The organism is Mesorhizobium sp. M4A.F.Ca.ET.050.02.1.1 (assembly GCF_003997725.1).
Classification (GTDB): Bacteria; Pseudomonadota; Alphaproteobacteria; order Rhizobiales; family Rhizobiaceae; genus Mesorhizobium.
The window spans coordinates 1-15,774 of record NZ_RZSG01000057.1; the positions used below are offsets into that span (position 1 = coordinate 1).

Consider the following 15,774-nt stretch of genomic DNA (forward strand, 5'->3'; position numbering starts at 1 on the left):
CCTCTCGGCGGCGGAAAAGCGGGCGCGAATGCGGGTCAGCATCGACGCGCCGGCATCGATGTTCGCCGAAACGCTCCGCAACGCCAAGATCGCCTTCGACGTGGTCATGGAAGGTCAGAGCAGCCGCGTCATCGGCGTGATCTCGCTTCTGCCCGGCGAGGGCAAGTCGACGGTGGCGGCGAACCTGGCGGGGCTGCTGGCCGCCAACGGCGCCAGGACGCTGCTGATCGATGGCGATCTGCGCAATCCCGGGCTCAGCCGCAGCCTTGGCATGGAAACCGAGCAAGGGCTGATGGAAGCGGTGGTCAGCGGCCAGACCTGGCAGTCGGTCGGCAAGGTCGACCGGCAGACGAAGCTCGCGATCATCCCGGCCGTGCTGCGCGGCCAGTTCTCGCACACCAGCGAGCTGCTCTCCTCGGCCGGCATGCGCCGCTTCATCGACAACGCCAAGGAGACGTTCGAATACATCGTCGTTGACCTGCCGCCGCTGGGTCCGGTGGTTGACGCCAAGGCCTTCGCGCCGCTCGTCGACGGATTCGTGCTGGTCACCGAATGGGGCCGCACGCCGCGCGCGATGGTGCGCTCGATGCTGGAATCGGAGCCCTACGTCGCCAACAAGATCATTGGCGCCGTGCTCAACAAGGTCGATTTGAAGCGGCTCGCGAAATACGGATCGCTCGGTGGCTCCGAGAAATTCTTCGACCGCTATTCGACCTATTATCTGGAGAAGTCGGAGGCGCGCACCAAACAGGCTGCGTGACGCAATTCCTGAAAAAGCGTGGACGGTTTTCCGTCCGAAATCGCGCCAAAGAGACAGAGCGGTTCGGCGTTTCCATGAACGCCGAACCGGTCTAGCCGTAACCATGGCGCGCCCGAGACGAGGATTCATGCGCGACAAGCGAGACTACGGTCTCACGGATCCAGCGCTGGCCGCTGTGTCCGTGGCTGCGCTCATGCCACACCATTCCCACCGCAAAGCCTTCAACGGGAAACGGACAGTCCATCACGTCAAGCTTGTCCGCGCAATCACGCACCAGCCGTTCCGGGACCAGCGCGACGAAGTCCGAGCGAGACACGATCTCGGGGACGAACAGGAACGAAGCCGCGGAGAGCACGACATTACGCTTATGTCCGAGAGCGGCCAAAGCACTGTCTACCGGTGTCGCGAAGCCGCCGCCTTCCAGGGACACGACCACTTGCTCCAACTCGGCAAATTCAGCGACCGTGATTCCTTCCCGCAGCCGCGGATGCTTCTTGCGGCCGATAAGCACGTAGCGCTCATCGAATAGATGTCGAGGGCGAAGACCTTGCGGGGCCTCCTGCGGTGTCATCAGTGCCAAATCCACATCACCGCGCGCCATCTGCGCTTCCAGTTGCGGCAGGTCCAGATTGCGTATCGCAACGCGAACGCCCGGTGCTAGCGTCCTGAGCTCCACGACAAGCGGCTTGACTATCGCGGCTTGCAGATAGTCCGTACAGGCAATCGCGAAGATCAGCCTGGCCTTCGCCGGATTGAAGTTCCGATGCGAGCTGAGCGTGGCGCGAACCTGATCAAGGGTTTGGCGCAACGGGTCGAGCAGTTCCATTGCTTTGGCCGTCGGCGTCATCCCTCGCTGGGCGGGAATCAGCAGTTGGTCGTCGAACTCTTGTCTGAGGCGGTTCAACTGGGCGCTTACCGCTGGCTGGCTTAGATGCAGTCGGGCAGCCGCCTTCGTGACGTTGCGCTCGATCAGCAGCGTCTCCAGCGTAACCAACAGATTGAGATCAAGGCGTTTGGTATCCATGGAATGGATAGTAGCCGATAACTTATGCGATTTCAAAAATACGTCGAAGCGTCCGAGACTCTTGCTGAAGCCAAACGTCGCGGCACGCTTTTCGGCGGCCAGGCGTGGTCGTCTGTCCGGGGCCGAAGCGATTTCGCCCTCAAGCCGGGATATAATCAGCATGAGCCAGATCGATACCTCCAAACCCCTGATCACCGTTGTCGGGGCCTCGAGCAAGCAGGGTCGCAGCGTCGCCAAGTCCCTGCTCGACAGTGGACGCTACCGCGTGCGCGCGCTGACTCGCCGTCTCGACAGCCAACCAGCGCAAGCCTTGGCGAAGAAAGGGGCCGAGGTCGTGGTGGCGCCCCTGGAACTCGGCCGGCAGGCCGAACTGACCGAAGCACTGAAAGGTTCGGCCGGGGCGTTCTTGATGACGCCGCCGATCGTCAAGGTGCCGCCGGCGGAACCCGAACTCAACCTCGGAAAGGAGTTGGCCGACGCGGCAGTGGCCGCTGGTGTCGAACACGTGGTTTTCAGCGGGCTCGAAAATGTCGAAGCGATCACCGGCGGCACCAAGTGGGCACCGCATTTCACGGACAAGGCGAAGGTAGAGGATTACATCCGCAGCTTACCCATTCGCAGCTCGTTTGTATACTTGGCGTTTTATTACACCAACTTCCTGGAATACTACGTGCCGCAAGGTGTGGAGGACGGCATAGATTTCGCCATATACTTGCCTCCGGACATCCCCGTGCCGTTCTGCGACCCGCTCACTGCGGCCGGTCCAGCGGTGCGCGAGATCTTCGATCACCCCGCGCGATACGCCGGGGAGGCGCTGCCCGTGATCGGCGAGTTTATCTCGGCGCAGCAAATGGTGGACACGTTTGTGCGCGTCACCGGCAAGCGCGCGCGCTACGCCTCTGCATACTCGCGCGAAGACTTATTGCGCCATTTTCCGGGTTTCGCCGGCAACGAGCATCTCGTGCGCGAATTGGTGGGCATGGTCGAATATGCCGTCGAATATGGCTACTACGCTCCCGGGCGCGATCTGACCTGGAGTCGGAAGATCGATCCGAATGCGCTGACCTGGGAACAGTTCCTCAAGCGCAGCAAATGGCAGGGCGACTTGCTGTCCTATGGCGCCGCCGCCGAGGCCGAGCTTGCGCCGATCTGAGAGCGGCGACGCTGTGCTCTTCCTTAACTCGCCGAAGACAGCAGCTTGCCGTGCTTGCCGACGATCCTGACCGCGGTCAGCCGCCCGCTCCGGAAGGCGCCGGTATCGATGCCGAGCCGGTGCCCTTCGAACTTCGGCACATCCACGATCGTGTGTCCATGCACCACCCAGCGGTCGAGGATATGGGCCTTCTCGAAGAATTCCGAGCGGATGTTGAGCAGGTCGTCCTCGTCCTGCTCGACGAGGTCGATGCCCGGCCGGATGCCGGCGTGGACGAAGACGAACTTGCGCGAGCAGACCATGACCGGCAGCGTGCGCAAGAAGCTGACATGGCCGGCGGGAATGGCGGCACGGATGCGCCGGTCGACCTCCTCGCTTGAGCCGTAAAGGTCGCCAAGGCGTGCCGGGTCGACGCCATAGGAATAGAGCGTCTCGAGTCCGCCGATCGCCAGCCAAAGTTCCCGCGACAGATGCCCGTCGAGATAGCCAAGCATGGCGACCTCGTGGTTTCCCGCCAGGCAGACGCGCAGGAAGCCTTGCGGCGCCGGCGCGATGAGATGATCGAGGACGCGTCTCGAGTTCGGGCCGCGGTCGACATAGTCGCCAAGCATGATGATGATCTTGCGCCCGCGAAAGGGCAACGCGTCCAGCAGGATCTTTTGTTCCAGCGACCGCAGCTCCTTGTAGCAGCCGTGCACATCGCCGATCGCATAGACGACCGTGTCCTGCATTTCCAATTCCAGACGATCGCGCGGCGCGGTCCGGGGTCGTCTCGATCGCTGGAACAGGCTCACGGAATGAGGCTCGATGCTCGCATGGGGTTTCGGGAGCATGTCACACGGCACGCATGAAGCCTCGATATCATGCTTGGCCGGAATTACCACGGGCTCGTCACTTCAGGCGCGGGAAACCTGAAGTTGAGCCGCCTTGAGCCGGTAGCCGTAGTGACAGAGCATCACCAGCACGGCGGCCAGGAACCGCAGGATATCGACGCCGCCAAAGGTGGTTTTCTGCGTTGCGCAACAAAAGATCGGGCGCGCGAGCGACCATGCATGCCCGGCTACACCCCGATGCCGCGTCCCTTGAGCGCCGCGGTGATCTCGTCGAGGATGGCCGGATCGTCGATGGTCGCCGGCATGGTCCAATCTTCCTTGTCGGCGATCTTCTGCATGGTGCCGCGCAGGATCTTGCCGGAGCGCGTCTTGGGCAGGCGCTTGATCGTCACCACCGTCCTGAAGGCGGCGACCGGGCCGATGCGCTCGCGCACAAGTCCTACCACCTCGCTTTCGATGAGGCCGATGTCGCGCGAAACGCCGGCGTTGAGTACGACGAAGCCAAGTGGCACCTGGCCTTTCATCGCGTCGGCGATGCCGATGACGGCGCATTCGGCGACGTCGGGATGCGCGGCAAGCACTTCCTCCATCGCTCCAGTCGATAGCCGATGGCCGGCGACATTGATGATGTCGTCGGTGCGGGCCATGACATAGAGATAGCCATCCTCGTCGATCATGCCGGCGTCGGCCGTCTTGTAGAAGCCTGGGAACTCCTCGAGATAGGCCTGGCGGAAGCGGGCGTCGGCGTTCCACAGCGTTGGCAGGCAGCCGGCCGGCAAGGGCAGCTTGACCACGACATTGCCGAGCGTGCCGCGGGCCACTTCATGGCCGGCATCGTCGAGCACGCGAATATCGTAGCCCGGCATCGGCACGCCGGGCGATCCGTATTTCACCGGCAAGAGCCCAAGGCCGGCCGGGTTGATGGTCATCGGCGAGCCGGTCTCGGTCTGCCACCAGTGGTCGATCACCGGCACGGCGAGCTTCTGCTCGGCCCATTTGATGGTTTCCGGGTCGGCGCGCTCGCCGGCGAGAAACAACGTGCGGAATTTCGACAGATCGTAACTCGGCACGAATTCGCCGCGCGGGTCCTGTCCCTTGATGGCGCGGAAGGCGGTCGGCGCGGTAAACAGCGCCACCACGCCATGCTGCGAGATCACCCGCCAGTAGGTGCCGGCGTCCGGCGTGCCGACCGGCTTGCCCTCAAACAGCACGCTGGTTGCGCCATGCAGCAGCGGGCCGTAGACGATGTAGGAATGGCCGACCACCCAGCCGACGTCGGAAGCCGCCCAGAACACTTCGCCCGGCTTGACGCCGAACTCGTTCTCCATCGTCCATTTCAAGGCGACCATGTGGCCGCCATTGTCGCGCACGATGCCCTTCGGCTGGCCGGTCGTGCCCGACGTATAGATGATATAGAGCGGGTCCGTGGCCAGCACCGGAACGCAGTCGACATTGGCCCCGGCGGCCCGCTCGCGCGCAACCGCGTCGGCATAATCGATGTCGTAATGGTCCTTCAGCTCGCAGCGCAACTGCTCGCGCTGCAGGATCAGGCAAGCGTCAGGCTTGTGCCTGGAGAGCTCGATCGCTTTGTCGAGCAGCGGCTTGTAGGCGACGGTGCGTCCGGGCTCCAGGCCGCAGGATGCCGAGATGATCAGCTTCGGCTTGGCGTCGTCGATGCGGGTGGCGAGTTCATGCGAGGCGAAGCCGCCGAAGACCACCGAATGCACGGCGCCGATGCGCGAGCAGGCGAGCATGGCGAAGGCCGCTTCCGCCACCATCGGCATGTAGATGATGACGCGGTCGCCCTTGCCGATGCCGCGGTTCTTCAGCACCGAGGCGAGTGCGATCACTTCGCGCTTCAGCTCGACATAGGTGAATTTCCTGATCGTGCCGGTGATCGCGCTGTCGTGGATCAGCGCCACCTGCTCGGCGCGGCCGCTGGCGACATGGCGGTCGATGGCGTTGAAGCAGGTGTTGCAGGAGGCGCCGGTGAACCAGCGGCCATAGACGCCGGCCTCGGCATCGAAGACGCGCTCATAGGGGGAGAACCAGTCGATGGCTTTCGCCGCGTCCGCCCAGAATTGCTCCGGATCGCGTTTCCAGCCCTCATAGACCTCGTGGTAGCGTGACGCCATCCAGCTTCCTCCCCAGGAAATTTGCCGTCCTCGAATAGCCTATGCTCTTCCTGCCGGCCATGTCTTCCCCGAAATTCGTCGATGGCCGATCTCGTCTCGGCCGCAAATATCCGGCACCATGGCATGCTGATAGCTGCCCGCCATGCGTTGGGCCAGGCCGCGAGCACGGCGGACTGCTCGGCGAGCTTCGAGACGCAGCAAAATGGCGACATATCCGGCAAGCCGCTCGGCTTCCGGCTGACGTTGCAGGGAAAGGACGGCAAGCCGCTGAAGATATTGCATGACGACAAGGCGGTGTCGGACTCGCGGAACTGCCCGACCTCCTACTCCCTGTCGGAGGCCTACGAATTTGCGCCCGAGGGCAAGCCAGCGGTGATTGCCGTGCTGGTCCAGCGCTTCAGCCAGGGCTTCGAAGGCCGCGACCGCCGCTTCATCGCGGTGACAGGCCGGGCGCGCTGAACAACGCCGGCCCGGCCGGGGCATGCAAACCCTGCCGACGGTGCCACGGCACCGTTCCTGCCTGTCCGCACTGTTTGCCGGCTTAAAGCGGCAAGGCCGCGAGCATCAACCCGACGCCGCCGGCGATCAATATCGCAGCCGCAAGAGCCTTCCGGTGGCGTTCGAATGCCGTCGGCGCGCGATCCCAATTGTAACGCATACTCGTCACCCTCTCCCCAAACGCCGGCGATTCCATAGCTTACTTAAGGGAAAGAAGGCAACACCCCCCGTTTTCGTCCGTGAAGAAGGCCTGCGAAAAGCCGGTATCGAGCAAGCGCGAGAAACTATCCGCCGTGACCGCCGCGACGCAGACTTCACGCGGGTGATTTCCCGCACCAGTCGGGCCGAAGCCCGTCGTCGCCTGGGCGTCAGGACGATGGACAGCATCGTCCTGCCGCGCTAATGGCTCTCCAGCATTCTTGCATGGACTGGAGGCCCCATGGCTGAAATCGCATCTGGAATGGTTCTGCGGCTGGCCGACGATGCATCTGTGCAGCATGTCGGTGATGGTGCGGTCGTGCTTCTGGCGCGCAGCGGCCAGCTCTATACTTGCAACGGCACTACTGAAGCCTTTCTCGACAAGGTCGACGGCGCCCGCAACCTCGACCAGATTGTCAATCTGCTGTCCGACGAGTTCGAGGTCGACAAGGCCATGCTCGACCAGGACATGGCGGCGCTTGCCGCTGAGTTGGTGGCGGAAGGTATCCTAGCCGACCCGGGTGCATGATGGCTGACGGGCTGCTGCGGGTGTTGTTTCGCGCCCATCTGTGGATCAGCGCGCGGCTGATGCCGGCCCTCGTCGGCAAGCGCGATTTCGAAGCGGTGTTGAAATGGGCACCGCTGACATCGCCGACACCCTATCGCGGCCTGCCGTCCTCCTACATCGTCGCCAGCGTCAACCGTGCGGTCAGGCATCCCTGGCTGATGCGTGATCGAAGATGCCTGAGGGAGGGCCTGCTCGCCCATCGCTTCCTGCGTCTCGCTGGCTTCGACCCGGACCTGCGCTTTGGTGTCGATCCGCAGTCGATGCACGCGCCGCGCCTGTCGGCGCATTGCTGGGTCTGTCTCGATGGCCGGCCGGTGGTAAGCGATAGCCTCCCCGGCATGGTGGAGATCTATCGCCATCATGCCGAATCTGGAAAGGCGCGTGCCGCTTGACCGCGTCCATAAGCTACGCCCTTAACGGCCAGATCGTCGCCATTTCGGCCGAACGCGCCGAGCTCTGGCGCGATCTCGATAGGATGCTCGCGGGCCTGAGCGCCGCCGAACCCGTCGAAGCCGGCTTTCGCATCGACATCATCGAGACGCAATCGCTTTCCGAGACGCCCGAGGGGACGCTCGCCTTCGACGGCGAGGTGCCCGAGGACGGCCATTGCCGGATGATCGATGGCGGCGACGTCCTTCACCTGGTGTTTCCCGGCCGCCAGACGCTTTCCATCCGTGCCGGCGAGCGCCGGGCCGAAATCCGCACGCGCCCCGGTGTCAGGATCACCTGGACGGCGTGGATGCTGGTGCTTGATGCCGCGCTCGACGCGGGTGGGCAGTATATGCTGCACACCGCCGGCCTGACGCTGCCGGGGAGCGACGCCGTGGTCCTCATCCACGCCCCGAGCGGCACCGGCAAGACCACGACCTCGCTGGCGCTGGCTTCGCAAGGCTTCGGCCTCTGCGCGGACGATTCCATGATCCTCGATGTGGCGCCGGACAAAGCCGCGGCCTGGGGCCTGCCTCGCCATGTGAAGATCCACCGCAAGACAGCCGAACTTGTCCCTCTCGTCTCGCCCTGCCTCGGCCCGTCGTGGGACCGCAATGGCGAACAGGCCGTGTCGCTCGAGCGCCTCGGCCAGATCCTGCGCGTCGAAAGCGTGGTCGCCAGGCCGGTCTCGGCGCTGCTTCATCTTGCCCGCTCGGCCGACGGCGAGAGCAGGCTCAATCCCATGGCCAGGACCGACGCCATGGTCGCGCTGGCCGCCGACAATGTCAGGACCGGCATGACCGGCCTGCTGCCACTGCAAAAACACCGACTGGCGACGATCGCCAAACTGGTCACGACGGTGCCGACCTTTACCCTGGAGGTCGGCGCGCGACCTGCCGATGCGGCGCGGTTGATCCGGTCCGCGCTGGCGCTCGCCTGATTCACCGCGGGCCTTCGGCGCGCTCGCCAAAGCGGCGCATTTCGAAGGACTTCTGCCCGAGCCGCAGTCGGCCGAACGCGCGCTGCCAGCGCGTCAGCTGACGCGCGAAACCATTATAGGCAAGATGCGCGATGCGGCCGTCGGCACAATCGAATTCGATCATCCCCCACCGCCTTGCCGGCGGTTCGCCAGTCGCCGGGCCGAGCCTGCGGATGGGGTACGCCAGCCGGGCCAGCTTCCCGTTTATCGGCACATGGAGCGCAACGCCACGCCCGACCACGCGCCAGATCCTGGCAATATGGGCGCTCGACCATTGACTGCCGACCACCACCGGCTTGCGGCCGAGTTGCGCCCAGGTGAAGTTCCCTTCCGGCTGCCGCACGCCTTCGAGCCTGCCGGCGCAGTGATCGGGCGCGGCCTCCGCCACCAGCAATTTCATCCCGCTGGCCAGTGCCCGCGACAGCGTCGCCGTCGAGTGCCAATCGCCAGGAGAGAATGCGATCTGCGCCAGGATGTCGCCCTCGTCGAAGCCCGACGTCATCTTGTGCAGGCTCACCCCGCCATGCGCCTCATACTGCTCGTCGACGACGAGCCGCGCGATCGGATGCGGGCCCTTGTAGTTGGGCAGCAGCGCCGGATGCAGGTTCAGTCCGCCTTTCGCGAACAGCTTCAGCAAGGTCTCGGGAATAAGCGTGAGAAACCCGAACGTGATGAGGACATCGGCGTGGAAGCCGGCAAGGCGCTGGCCAAGCGCGGCCCAGTCGTACGGGCGGCTGAATTCGATCAGCGGCACCTCGGTGGGGATAAGATGCCGCTTCAGCACGAGCTTGCGTTTGCGCCGCCGCCGCCAGGTGCTGAAGCTCGACTGTTTGCCGGGCCGCGGACCAGGCACGACAAGCGCGGCGATGTGATGGCCTTTCTCCAGCCAGCCGGCGAGCATCGGGGCCGTGATCGGCGTTATTTCGATGATGAAGACGGCCGAGATGGGTCTGTCCGGGGCTGCTGTGTGATCAGCCACGATACGGCCTCGGCCTCGCTAGCCGCTGGATCCAGCGGAACGCGTCGCGGCGCAGCCGCGAGCGCATCTTGTCCCTTGAATTGACGCCGAGCAGCGTCTCGCGGGTAATCAGTCGCCTGGCGAGCCGGATGCCGAGGTCGGGCTTGACCCGGTTGGCAAGGTCGAGGGCGCGCGCCTCGTCGAAAAGCCTGCCGGTCACGTCGAGCACGGTCGCCAGTTCGAGCTCGATGCCGGTCATGCGCGCGGCATCCAGCAGCCGCGCTTCGGCCGCCGCCGACTGCAACGCCCGCACGCCTTGCAGCACGTCGACACAGAGCTGCAGCCGGTGGAACTTGTGTCCACCGGCCGCATGCACGATGGCGATGGTCAGCAGCGCCGCCGGCGTGTCGGTTCCGTCGCCGTCGATGGCCTGCAAGTCGCGAAAACCCAGCGACAGCCGCCGCCGCATGCCGGAATCATGAACCAGATTGCCGTGCAGCTCGATCAGCAGGCTGGAATTCTCCTTCTCCAGCCATTTGAACTCCTGCAGGTCGTGCGAATGGGCTTCGCCGCTGCAGAGCTCGAAGCCGGAGGCGGCGATCACCCGGTTGGCCTCGTTGATGCTGGCTGGCTCGACCAGGATGTCGATGTCGGTGAAGGGCCGGTCCGAGACATGTTTGTAGAGCTTGCGCGCGAACACCGGCCCCTTGACGATCCGAGCCGGAATGGCCTTCGCCGCAAGCGCCTTCATGATGCGCTCGCCATGATATTGCAGCAGCATGGACTGGCCGGTGACCAGCGTCGATGCCTCGCGCAGTTCGGCCAATCTCGCTTGCAGGTCAGCATCCTGGGGCAGATGCGCATCGCCTGTTTCCCGCAGTTTGCGCAGCATGATCGGCAGCACGCCGTGGAACTCGGCATTGTCGAGCAGCGCCAACAGGCTTCTTGCCGTGGAAGCTACGGCCAGCTCTGCCTCGGGGTCAGCATAGGTGAGCAGCAGTCTCTCGTCGGCGGGCGCAAGTGGTGGCAGCATCAACCCGGTCGGTGTTTGCGCATTGGAAAACAATGTTGCGACAAGGTTGCAGAAAAGCGCCTGGGAAGCCAGCGCAGCAACAGCTTCGACTGGGATTTGATCTGGCGAGGGCAGAAACCCAGCGTTAAAGTCCCCAGCGTAGCGCCGCCGTGTGCACCGGCGCGTCCCACAATGCCGTCATCTCGTCGTTGAGCAAGGTCAGCGTGATCGAGCAGCCGGCCATGTCGAGCGATGTCACGTAGGAGCCGACCAGCGAGCGGGTCACCGTCACGCCGCTCTTCCCGAAGATTTTGCGGGCGCTGTTGTACATCAGATAGAGCTCCATCGACGGCGTGCCGCCGAAGCCGTTGACGAAAAGCAGCGCCGGCCCTTTTGCCCGCTCGCCGAGGTCGCCGGCGATGGCTGTGCAAACCTCCTCGGCGATGGCATCGGCACTCTTCAGCGTGTCGCGCCGCCTTCCGGGCTCGCCATGGATGCCGACACCGAACTCCATCTCGCCGTCACCCATTTCGAAGGTGGGCCTGCCCGCCGCCGGCACCGTGCAACTGGTCAGCGCCACGCCCATCGAGCGCGTCGCGCCGTTGACGCGTTCGCCGAGCGCCTTGAGCTCGTTCAGCGCCATGCCTTGCTCGGCCGCCGCGCCGACCATCTTCTCCACCACCAGCGTGCCGGCGACGCCGCGCCGGCCGGTGGTGTAGGACGAGTTCTCGACCGCGACGTCGTCATTGGTCACCACCTGCATGACGCCCTCCGACATTTCTGCAGCCATGTCGAAATTCATCACGTCGCCTTCGTAGTTCTTGACGATGAACAGGCAGCCGGCGCCGGTGTCGACGGCCTGCACGGCGGCAATCATCTGGTCGGGTGTCGGCGAGGTGAACACCTGGCCGGGGCAGGCGGCGTCCAGCATGCCGTGCCCGACCAGCCCGCCATGCAGCGGCTCGTGGCCGGAGCCGCCGCCCGAGATCAGCGCCACCTTGCCGGGCTTCAGCACCTTGCGGCGGACGAATTTGTGGTCATCGCCCAGCATAAGGATATCCGAATGGGCGGCGACGAAGCCGTCAAGGCTCTCGGTCAGCACCGTGTCTACTGCGTTGATGAATTTCTTCATGGCTGTCCTCCCGGAACAGTCTCGAATTTGTACGCAATTCCGAACGGAAAACCGCGGCACACTTTTCCTGGAATTGCTCAGTTTAGCCGCTGCCCTTGCCGGCGATGCTGGTGATCTTCTGGATGAATTCGTTGATCGCCCGGTCGAGTGCCGCATTCTGCTTGTCGTCGCCGAAATCCGGCACGATGAGCGAGACATGGCGTGTCTTGCGCGGCCCGGAAGCCGCCGACATCTTGCCGGGATGCGCCTGATGATAGGCGGCGAGGAACTGGTCGCGCTCGGCCGGGCTGAAATGACACACGGAAAAGATAGCCGGCAAATGTTTTGAGGGGATCGGGATCGAATAGGCCGGGCTGGAGATCTGTGTGACGAAGCTGCGATGCTTGCCGAGCGCATCGGCGAGCCGCTGTCGCATACCGGACGGCCGCTGGTCGATAACCAGCGACAGGATCGTCTTGTAGGCGCGGATCGCCTCTTCGGAGTTCGCTTCGGGTAGCTTCTCCATCTTCGCCACGCCGCCTAGACCGGGACTTCAGCGATGGCCGCCTTGGCCATGGCGAGTTGTGCTGGGGCGACCGAAAGGTCGCGCAGGCCTGCCTCGATCAGTGCCGGAATGGCGGCCGGATCGCCGCCCGCATCGCCGCACAGGCTCACCGGAATCCCCTTCTCCCGTCCGAAGCGCACCACCGCTTCTAACAACCTAAGAACCGCCGGATGCCGAACCGAGTTGAGGTAGGCGACGGCGGCATTGTCTCGGGCCGCCGCCATCACATATTGCGTCAGGTCGTTGGAGCCGATCGAGAAGAAGGCGACGTTTGCGAAAGCTTCCGGCGCAATCGCCACAGAAGGCACCTCGACCATAATGCCGAGCGGCGGCATCGTGTGCGCGACGCCGCGCGCGGCAAGGCTCGCCTGCTCCTCCGTGAACAGCGCGGCGGCCTTGCTGTATTCCTCGGGCGTGGCGATCATCGGAAACATGACCTTTAGATTGCCGTGGATGGCGGCGCGCAGCAATGCCCTGATCTGCACCCGGAAAATGTCGCGCCGCTTGAGCGACAGCCGGATGCCGCGCAGGCCGAGAAAGGGGTTGGTCTCCTCGACGGTGAAGCCGGCAACCGGCTTGTCGCCGCCGGCGTCGACGGTGCGGATGGTCACCGGCTTGTCGCCTGCCCATTCCAGCACCTTGCAGTAGGCATGATACTGCATCTCCTCGTCCGGCAGCGCCTTGCCGAACAGGAACTCCGTCCGCATCAGCCCGACGCCGTCGCAGGTCGAGATGTCGATGCCATCGACGTCGGAAGGGTTGGCGATGTTGACCTGCACGCGCACGGCGGTTCCCGCCTTGGTCACCGCCGGCCGGGTCAGGAAAGACTGCGCCGCGCCCAGGCGCGCGGCGAAGGAGGACGATGATTGCCGGAAGGCGTAGATCTCGGCCGGTGAGGGCGAGAGCACCATCCCGCCGTGCTCGGCATCGAGCAACGCCATGCCTGCGAGGCTGGCCGGGAAGGTGCCGAGCCCGACCACCATTGGCACGCCGCGCGCACGCGCCAGCATGGCGACATGGCTGGCGGTGCTGCCGGCCCTGAGCGCGATGCCGCCACCGGCGCTCCAGTCGATTTCGAGGAAGCGCGTCGGCGCGATGTCCTCTCCATGGAAGATGGCGCCGAGGGGTGCCGTGGGTTCCCCGTCCTCGCTCAGCGCACGCAGGACCTGGTCGCGTATGTCGCGCAGATCAGCGGCGCGTGCGCGGAAATAGTCCTGGTCTGACGCGTCGTAGCCGGCGATTTCGGCGTCGAGCGCCGCCCGCCATGCGACATCGGCGGCCTGGCCGGAGCCGATCGAGGCGAAGGCCGGCGCGCTCAGCGCATGGTCCTGCAGCATGGCGATATGGAATTCCAGGATGCCGGCGGCATCGCCGTCGGCGGTTTCGATCATTGCGCTGAGCCGGCTTACCGCCTTGCCGATCGCGGTCTCCAGCGCCGCAATCTCCTCCGCCGCGCTCGACTTGCTTGTGTAGGCGGCAGGCGGCCGGTCGAGATCGAACAGCGGCCCTTCGGCATAGCCCGTGGAGGCTGGAACACCCTCAATCCGCATGGCCCGCGTTCCTTGCGGTTCCGGCCACATGCGAGTCCGTCTCAAGCGGACCGGGCATGGTCCGCTTCCTCGTCGAAATCACGCTGCACGAGATCGACCAGCGCTTCGACAGCTTCGCTCGCGCCGTCGCCCCTGGCGCGGATGTACAGCAGCGTTCCCTTAGGTGCCTTGGCCGCCATGACCTTGACGATGCTCTTGGCGTCGAACCAGGGACCGTTGGCGGCCAAGGCCACTTCCACCTCGGCCGCGAACGACTTGGCGAGCTTGGTGAACTTCACCGAAGGGCGCGCGTGCAGACCCACATCGTGGGTGATCAGGACCATGGCTTCGGCGGATGCGGACATGCGGTCGGGTTCCCGTTCATTCACGACGGCGAAAGTTCATGCGCCGTCGCCACCACTTCCTTGAGCGAGGCGCCGCCGGAGGCTTCCGTCGCCGCCATGACCGCGCCCTCGACGATCGGCGCGTTGCACACAACAATCCTGTGCGAGCGCGGTTCGCCGATCATTTCGACCGCCATCTCGCTGTTGGTCTCGGCGCCGCCGAGATCGACGAGGATGGCGACGCCCGCCTCCGACCAGGCCTTGTCGATGGCGCCCATGATCGCCTCGACACTGGTGCCGAGCCCGCCATGGCCGTTTCCGCCGCACCATGCAAGCGGCACTTCGTCGCCGACCATCTGGCGCACCATGTCTGCGGTGCCTTCGGCGACCAGCGGCGAATGCGAGACGATGACGATACCAACGTTGCTCATCAGCGGTCCTCGACGGTTTCAGCGACTGCGCGTACCAGAAGCGCGGTCGAGCGTGCCCCAGCGTCCATATGCCCGATCGAGCGATCGCCCAGGAAGGAGGCGCGCCCGCGCAGGGCCTTCATCGGCACAGTCGCGTCAGCCGCGTGATCGGCGGCATCGGCGATTTCCGTGCCTGTCTTGCCTTGCGCCAGCGCCTCATACACCGGCTGCAGCACGTCCAGCATGGTCTTTTGTCCAGGTTGCGATTTGCCCCGCGCCGCGACCGCCTCGATCGCCCTGCCAAGCGCTGCCGTCAGCGCGGCGCGGTCAGGCGTGCCTGGCAGTTCCTTGCCGAGCGCCATGAACAGCGTGCCGAACAACGGGCCAGAGGCCCCGCCCACGGTCATCACCAGCTTGGTGCCGATCGCCTTCAAAGCGTCCGGCAAGGGCTTCGCGGCGATCGCCTCGGCGTCGGCCCGCACCGCCTCGAAGCCGCGCTTCATGTTCAGCCCGTGGTCGCCGTCGCCGATCGCCTGGTCGAGCCCGGTCAGTTCCTCGGCATGCGCCGCGATCGTGTCCGCCGCCGCCACGATCAAGTTGGAGAAATCGGATGCGGCCATTCTCTGTCCTTCATGCCGGGGCGAACATGGCCGCCACGGCCACAAACACTTCCGCCACCGCGAATGCGCCTGGATCGGCGACGCCGTCAAGCTGGCGGCCGATATAGGCGGAGCGCCCGGCCTTCGCTTTCTGCATCGCGGCGGTGGCCTCCGCTCCATGCCGCGCGGCCGTCGCGGCTGCTTCCAGCCCGCCTGTATCGAGCGCCTTGAGCGCCGGCTCCAGCGCGTCGACCATGGTGCGGTCACCGACCTTTGCGCCGCCGTAGAAGGTCATCCGGTCGAGGCCGGCGAGCAGCGCCTTGGGCAGAGTCGCGCCAAAACCCAAAGTCTGCGCCGCGGCGGTGAAGAAGATCGACAAAAGCACACCGCTCGAACCACCCATCGCGGTCCCCAGCGTATCGCCGATTGCCGCCAGCGTTGCAGCCCGGTCGGCAAGCGGCAGCGTGTCGAGACGCTCGAGCACGCTGCGCGCGCCGGTCGCCACCGTCGACCCGGTATCGCCGTCGCCGGCCTTGGCGTCTAGCCCGTTCAAGGGCTCCTCCAGCGAGATCAGCTTCTCGCAAACGACGGTGATCAACCGCTCGGCGGCGGCGTCGCGGCTCGCCGCCTTCGCGGTGGCGTGAACCGCCGGCTTGGCCGCCGCCACGA

Annotated in this window: 19 protein-coding genes; 7 read left to right on the forward strand and 12 right to left on the reverse strand. The window is 65.0% G+C overall.

The window, feature by feature from the left end; translation table 11 throughout:
* On the forward strand, window positions 1–760 hold a 760-nt coding region (locus EOA33_RS07100), incomplete at its 5' end, for a polysaccharide biosynthesis tyrosine autokinase (protein WP_127405316.1).
* Between the two features lie 91 nt (window positions 761–851).
* Here EOA33_RS07100 and EOA33_RS07105 read toward each other — a convergent pair.
* Window positions 852–1,946, reverse strand: a complete 1,095-nt coding sequence (locus EOA33_RS07105) for a LysR family transcriptional regulator (RefSeq protein ID WP_348628222.1) — start codon at window positions 1,944–1,946, stop codon at window positions 852–854.
* Between EOA33_RS07105 and EOA33_RS07110 the strand changes: the two genes are divergently transcribed.
* Window positions 1,945–2,937 carry an NmrA/HSCARG family protein gene (locus tag EOA33_RS07110; protein WP_127405317.1) on the forward strand — a complete coding sequence of 331 codons (993 nt, stop codon included), beginning with the start codon at window positions 1,945–1,947 and terminating at the stop codon, window positions 2,935–2,937. The genes EOA33_RS07105 and EOA33_RS07110 overlap by 2 nt on opposite strands.
* A 23-nt stretch (window positions 2,938–2,960) precedes the next feature.
* Here EOA33_RS07110 and EOA33_RS07115 read toward each other — a convergent pair whose 3' ends face one another.
* Window positions 2,961–3,668, reverse strand: a complete 708-nt coding sequence (locus tag EOA33_RS07115; RefSeq protein ID WP_245482264.1) for a metallophosphoesterase family protein — start codon at window positions 3,666–3,668, stop codon at window positions 2,961–2,963.
* A gap of 329 nt (window positions 3,669–3,997) precedes the next feature.
* A complete protein-coding gene (locus EOA33_RS07125; RefSeq protein WP_127405320.1) occupies window positions 3,998–5,905 on the reverse strand; it encodes a propionyl-CoA synthetase in 1,908 nt (635 codons plus the stop codon).
* Between the two features lie 81 nt (window positions 5,906–5,986).
* Between EOA33_RS07125 and EOA33_RS07130 the strand changes: the two genes are divergently transcribed.
* From EOA33_RS07130 to EOA33_RS07145, 5 genes are read left to right on the forward strand one after another with little or no spacing between them, the layout of a single operon-like run.
* The gene (locus tag EOA33_RS07130) at window positions 5,987–6,364 is read left to right on the forward strand and encodes a DUF2259 domain-containing protein (RefSeq protein ID WP_245482265.1); all 378 of its coding nucleotides are present in this window, start codon (window positions 5,987–5,989) and stop codon (window positions 6,362–6,364) included.
* 22 nt (window positions 6,365–6,386) lie between these two features.
* A complete protein-coding gene (locus EOA33_RS38895) occupies window positions 6,387–6,806 on the forward strand; it encodes a hypothetical protein (protein ID WP_189375333.1) in 420 nt (139 codons plus the stop codon).
* A 36-nt stretch (window positions 6,807–6,842) separates the two neighbouring features.
* Window positions 6,843–7,130 (forward strand): PqqD family protein, encoded by a 288-nt coding sequence (locus EOA33_RS07135; protein ID WP_127405321.1) that lies wholly within the window; start codon window positions 6,843–6,845, stop codon window positions 7,128–7,130.
* Window positions 7,127–7,561 (forward strand): lasso peptide biosynthesis B2 protein, encoded by a 435-nt coding sequence (locus EOA33_RS07140; RefSeq protein WP_189362970.1) that lies wholly within the window; start codon window positions 7,127–7,129, stop codon window positions 7,559–7,561. Before EOA33_RS07135 ends, EOA33_RS07140 begins: the two co-directional genes overlap by 4 nt.
* Window positions 7,558–8,538 (forward strand): serine kinase, encoded by a 981-nt coding sequence (locus EOA33_RS07145; protein ID WP_127405323.1) that lies wholly within the window; start codon window positions 7,558–7,560, stop codon window positions 8,536–8,538. Before EOA33_RS07140 ends, EOA33_RS07145 begins: the two co-directional genes overlap by 4 nt.
* A gap of 1 nt (window position 8,539) precedes the next feature.
* On the opposite strand, the gene EOA33_RS07150 is transcribed toward EOA33_RS07145, so the two are convergent.
* The 9 genes from EOA33_RS07150 to EOA33_RS40320 all read right to left on the reverse strand — a co-directional run.
* A complete protein-coding gene (locus EOA33_RS07150) occupies window positions 8,540–9,556 on the reverse strand; it encodes a formyltransferase family protein (RefSeq protein ID WP_126056839.1) in 1,017 nt (338 codons plus the stop codon).
* Window positions 9,549–10,568, reverse strand: a complete 1,020-nt coding sequence (locus EOA33_RS07155; RefSeq protein ID WP_127405324.1) for a nucleotidyltransferase family protein — start codon at window positions 10,566–10,568, stop codon at window positions 9,549–9,551. The genes EOA33_RS07150 and EOA33_RS07155 overlap by 8 nt, the downstream gene beginning before the upstream one ends.
* A 124-nt stretch (window positions 10,569–10,692) precedes the next feature.
* Window positions 10,693–11,679, reverse strand: a complete 987-nt coding sequence (gene dhaK / locus EOA33_RS07160) for a dihydroxyacetone kinase subunit DhaK (RefSeq protein ID WP_127405325.1) — start codon at window positions 11,677–11,679, stop codon at window positions 10,693–10,695.
* A gap of 82 nt (window positions 11,680–11,761) precedes the next feature.
* Entirely contained in the window at window positions 11,762–12,184 is a 423-nt protein-coding gene (locus EOA33_RS07165; protein WP_126056836.1) for a hypothetical protein, read from the reverse strand.
* 14 nt (window positions 12,185–12,198) lie between these two features.
* On the reverse strand, window positions 12,199–13,773 hold the full coding sequence (gene ptsP, locus EOA33_RS07170; protein WP_127405326.1) for a phosphoenolpyruvate--protein phosphotransferase: 1,575 nt from the start codon (window positions 13,771–13,773) through the stop codon (window positions 12,199–12,201).
* Window positions 13,774–13,814: 41 nt separating this feature from the next.
* Complete coding sequence (locus tag EOA33_RS07175; RefSeq protein ID WP_126056834.1) at window positions 13,815–14,117, reverse strand: HPr family phosphocarrier protein; 303 nt, start codon at window positions 14,115–14,117, stop codon at window positions 13,815–13,817.
* A 20-nt stretch (window positions 14,118–14,137) separates the two neighbouring features.
* Window positions 14,138–14,527: a dihydroxyacetone kinase phosphoryl donor subunit DhaM gene (gene dhaM / locus EOA33_RS07180; protein ID WP_126056833.1), complete on the reverse strand. Its 390-nt coding sequence runs from the start codon at window positions 14,525–14,527 to the stop codon at window positions 14,138–14,140.
* Window positions 14,527–15,126 carry a dihydroxyacetone kinase subunit DhaL gene (gene dhaL, locus EOA33_RS07185; RefSeq protein WP_126056832.1) on the reverse strand — a complete coding sequence of 200 codons (600 nt, stop codon included), beginning with the start codon at window positions 15,124–15,126 and terminating at the stop codon, window positions 14,527–14,529. Before dhaL ends, dhaM begins: the two co-directional genes overlap by 1 nt.
* 10 nt (window positions 15,127–15,136) lie before the next feature.
* Window positions 15,137–15,774, reverse strand: a 638-nt coding sequence (locus EOA33_RS40320; RefSeq protein ID WP_245482266.1) for a DAK2 domain-containing protein, incomplete at its 5' end; no start/stop codon positions are given.

Bases quoted from the DNA above. Each gene is read 5' to 3' on its own strand.
- EOA33_RS07110 (WP_127405317.1), top strand. From the start codon at position 1,945: ATGAGCCAGATCGATACCTCCAAACCCCTGATCACCGTTGTCGGGGCC.
- EOA33_RS07105 (WP_348628222.1), bottom strand. From the start codon at position 1,946: ATGCTGATTATATCCCGGCTTGAGGGCGAAATCGCTTCGGCCCCGGAC.
- EOA33_RS07115 (WP_245482264.1), bottom strand. From the start codon at position 3,668: ATGCAGGACACGGTCGTCTATGCGATCGGCGATGTGCACGGCTGCTAC.
- EOA33_RS07125 (WP_127405320.1), bottom strand. From the start codon at position 5,905: ATGGCGTCACGCTACCACGAGGTCTATGAGGGCTGGAAACGCGATCCG.
- EOA33_RS07130 (WP_245482265.1), top strand. From the start codon at position 5,987: ATGGCCGATCTCGTCTCGGCCGCAAATATCCGGCACCATGGCATGCTG.
- EOA33_RS38895 (WP_189375333.1), top strand. From the start codon at position 6,387: ATGCAAACCCTGCCGACGGTGCCACGGCACCGTTCCTGCCTGTCCGCA.
- EOA33_RS07135 (WP_127405321.1), top strand. From the start codon at position 6,843: ATGGCTGAAATCGCATCTGGAATGGTTCTGCGGCTGGCCGACGATGCA.
- EOA33_RS07140 (WP_189362970.1), top strand. From the start codon at position 7,127: ATGATGGCTGACGGGCTGCTGCGGGTGTTGTTTCGCGCCCATCTGTGG.
- EOA33_RS07155 (WP_127405324.1), bottom strand. From the start codon at position 10,568: ATGCTGCCACCACTTGCGCCCGCCGACGAGAGACTGCTGCTCACCTAT.
- dhaK (WP_127405325.1), bottom strand. From the start codon at position 11,679: ATGAAGAAATTCATCAACGCAGTAGACACGGTGCTGACCGAGAGCCTT.
- EOA33_RS07165 (WP_126056836.1), bottom strand. From the start codon at position 12,184: ATGGAGAAGCTACCCGAAGCGAACTCCGAAGAGGCGATCCGCGCCTAC.
- ptsP (WP_127405326.1), bottom strand. From the start codon at position 13,773: ATGCGGATTGAGGGTGTTCCAGCCTCCACGGGCTATGCCGAAGGGCCG.
- EOA33_RS07175 (WP_126056834.1), bottom strand. From the start codon at position 14,117: ATGTCCGCATCCGCCGAAGCCATGGTCCTGATCACCCACGATGTGGGT.
- dhaM (WP_126056833.1), bottom strand. From the start codon at position 14,527: ATGAGCAACGTTGGTATCGTCATCGTCTCGCATTCGCCGCTGGTCGCC.
- dhaL (WP_126056832.1), bottom strand. From the start codon at position 15,126: ATGGCCGCATCCGATTTCTCCAACTTGATCGTGGCGGCGGCGGACACG.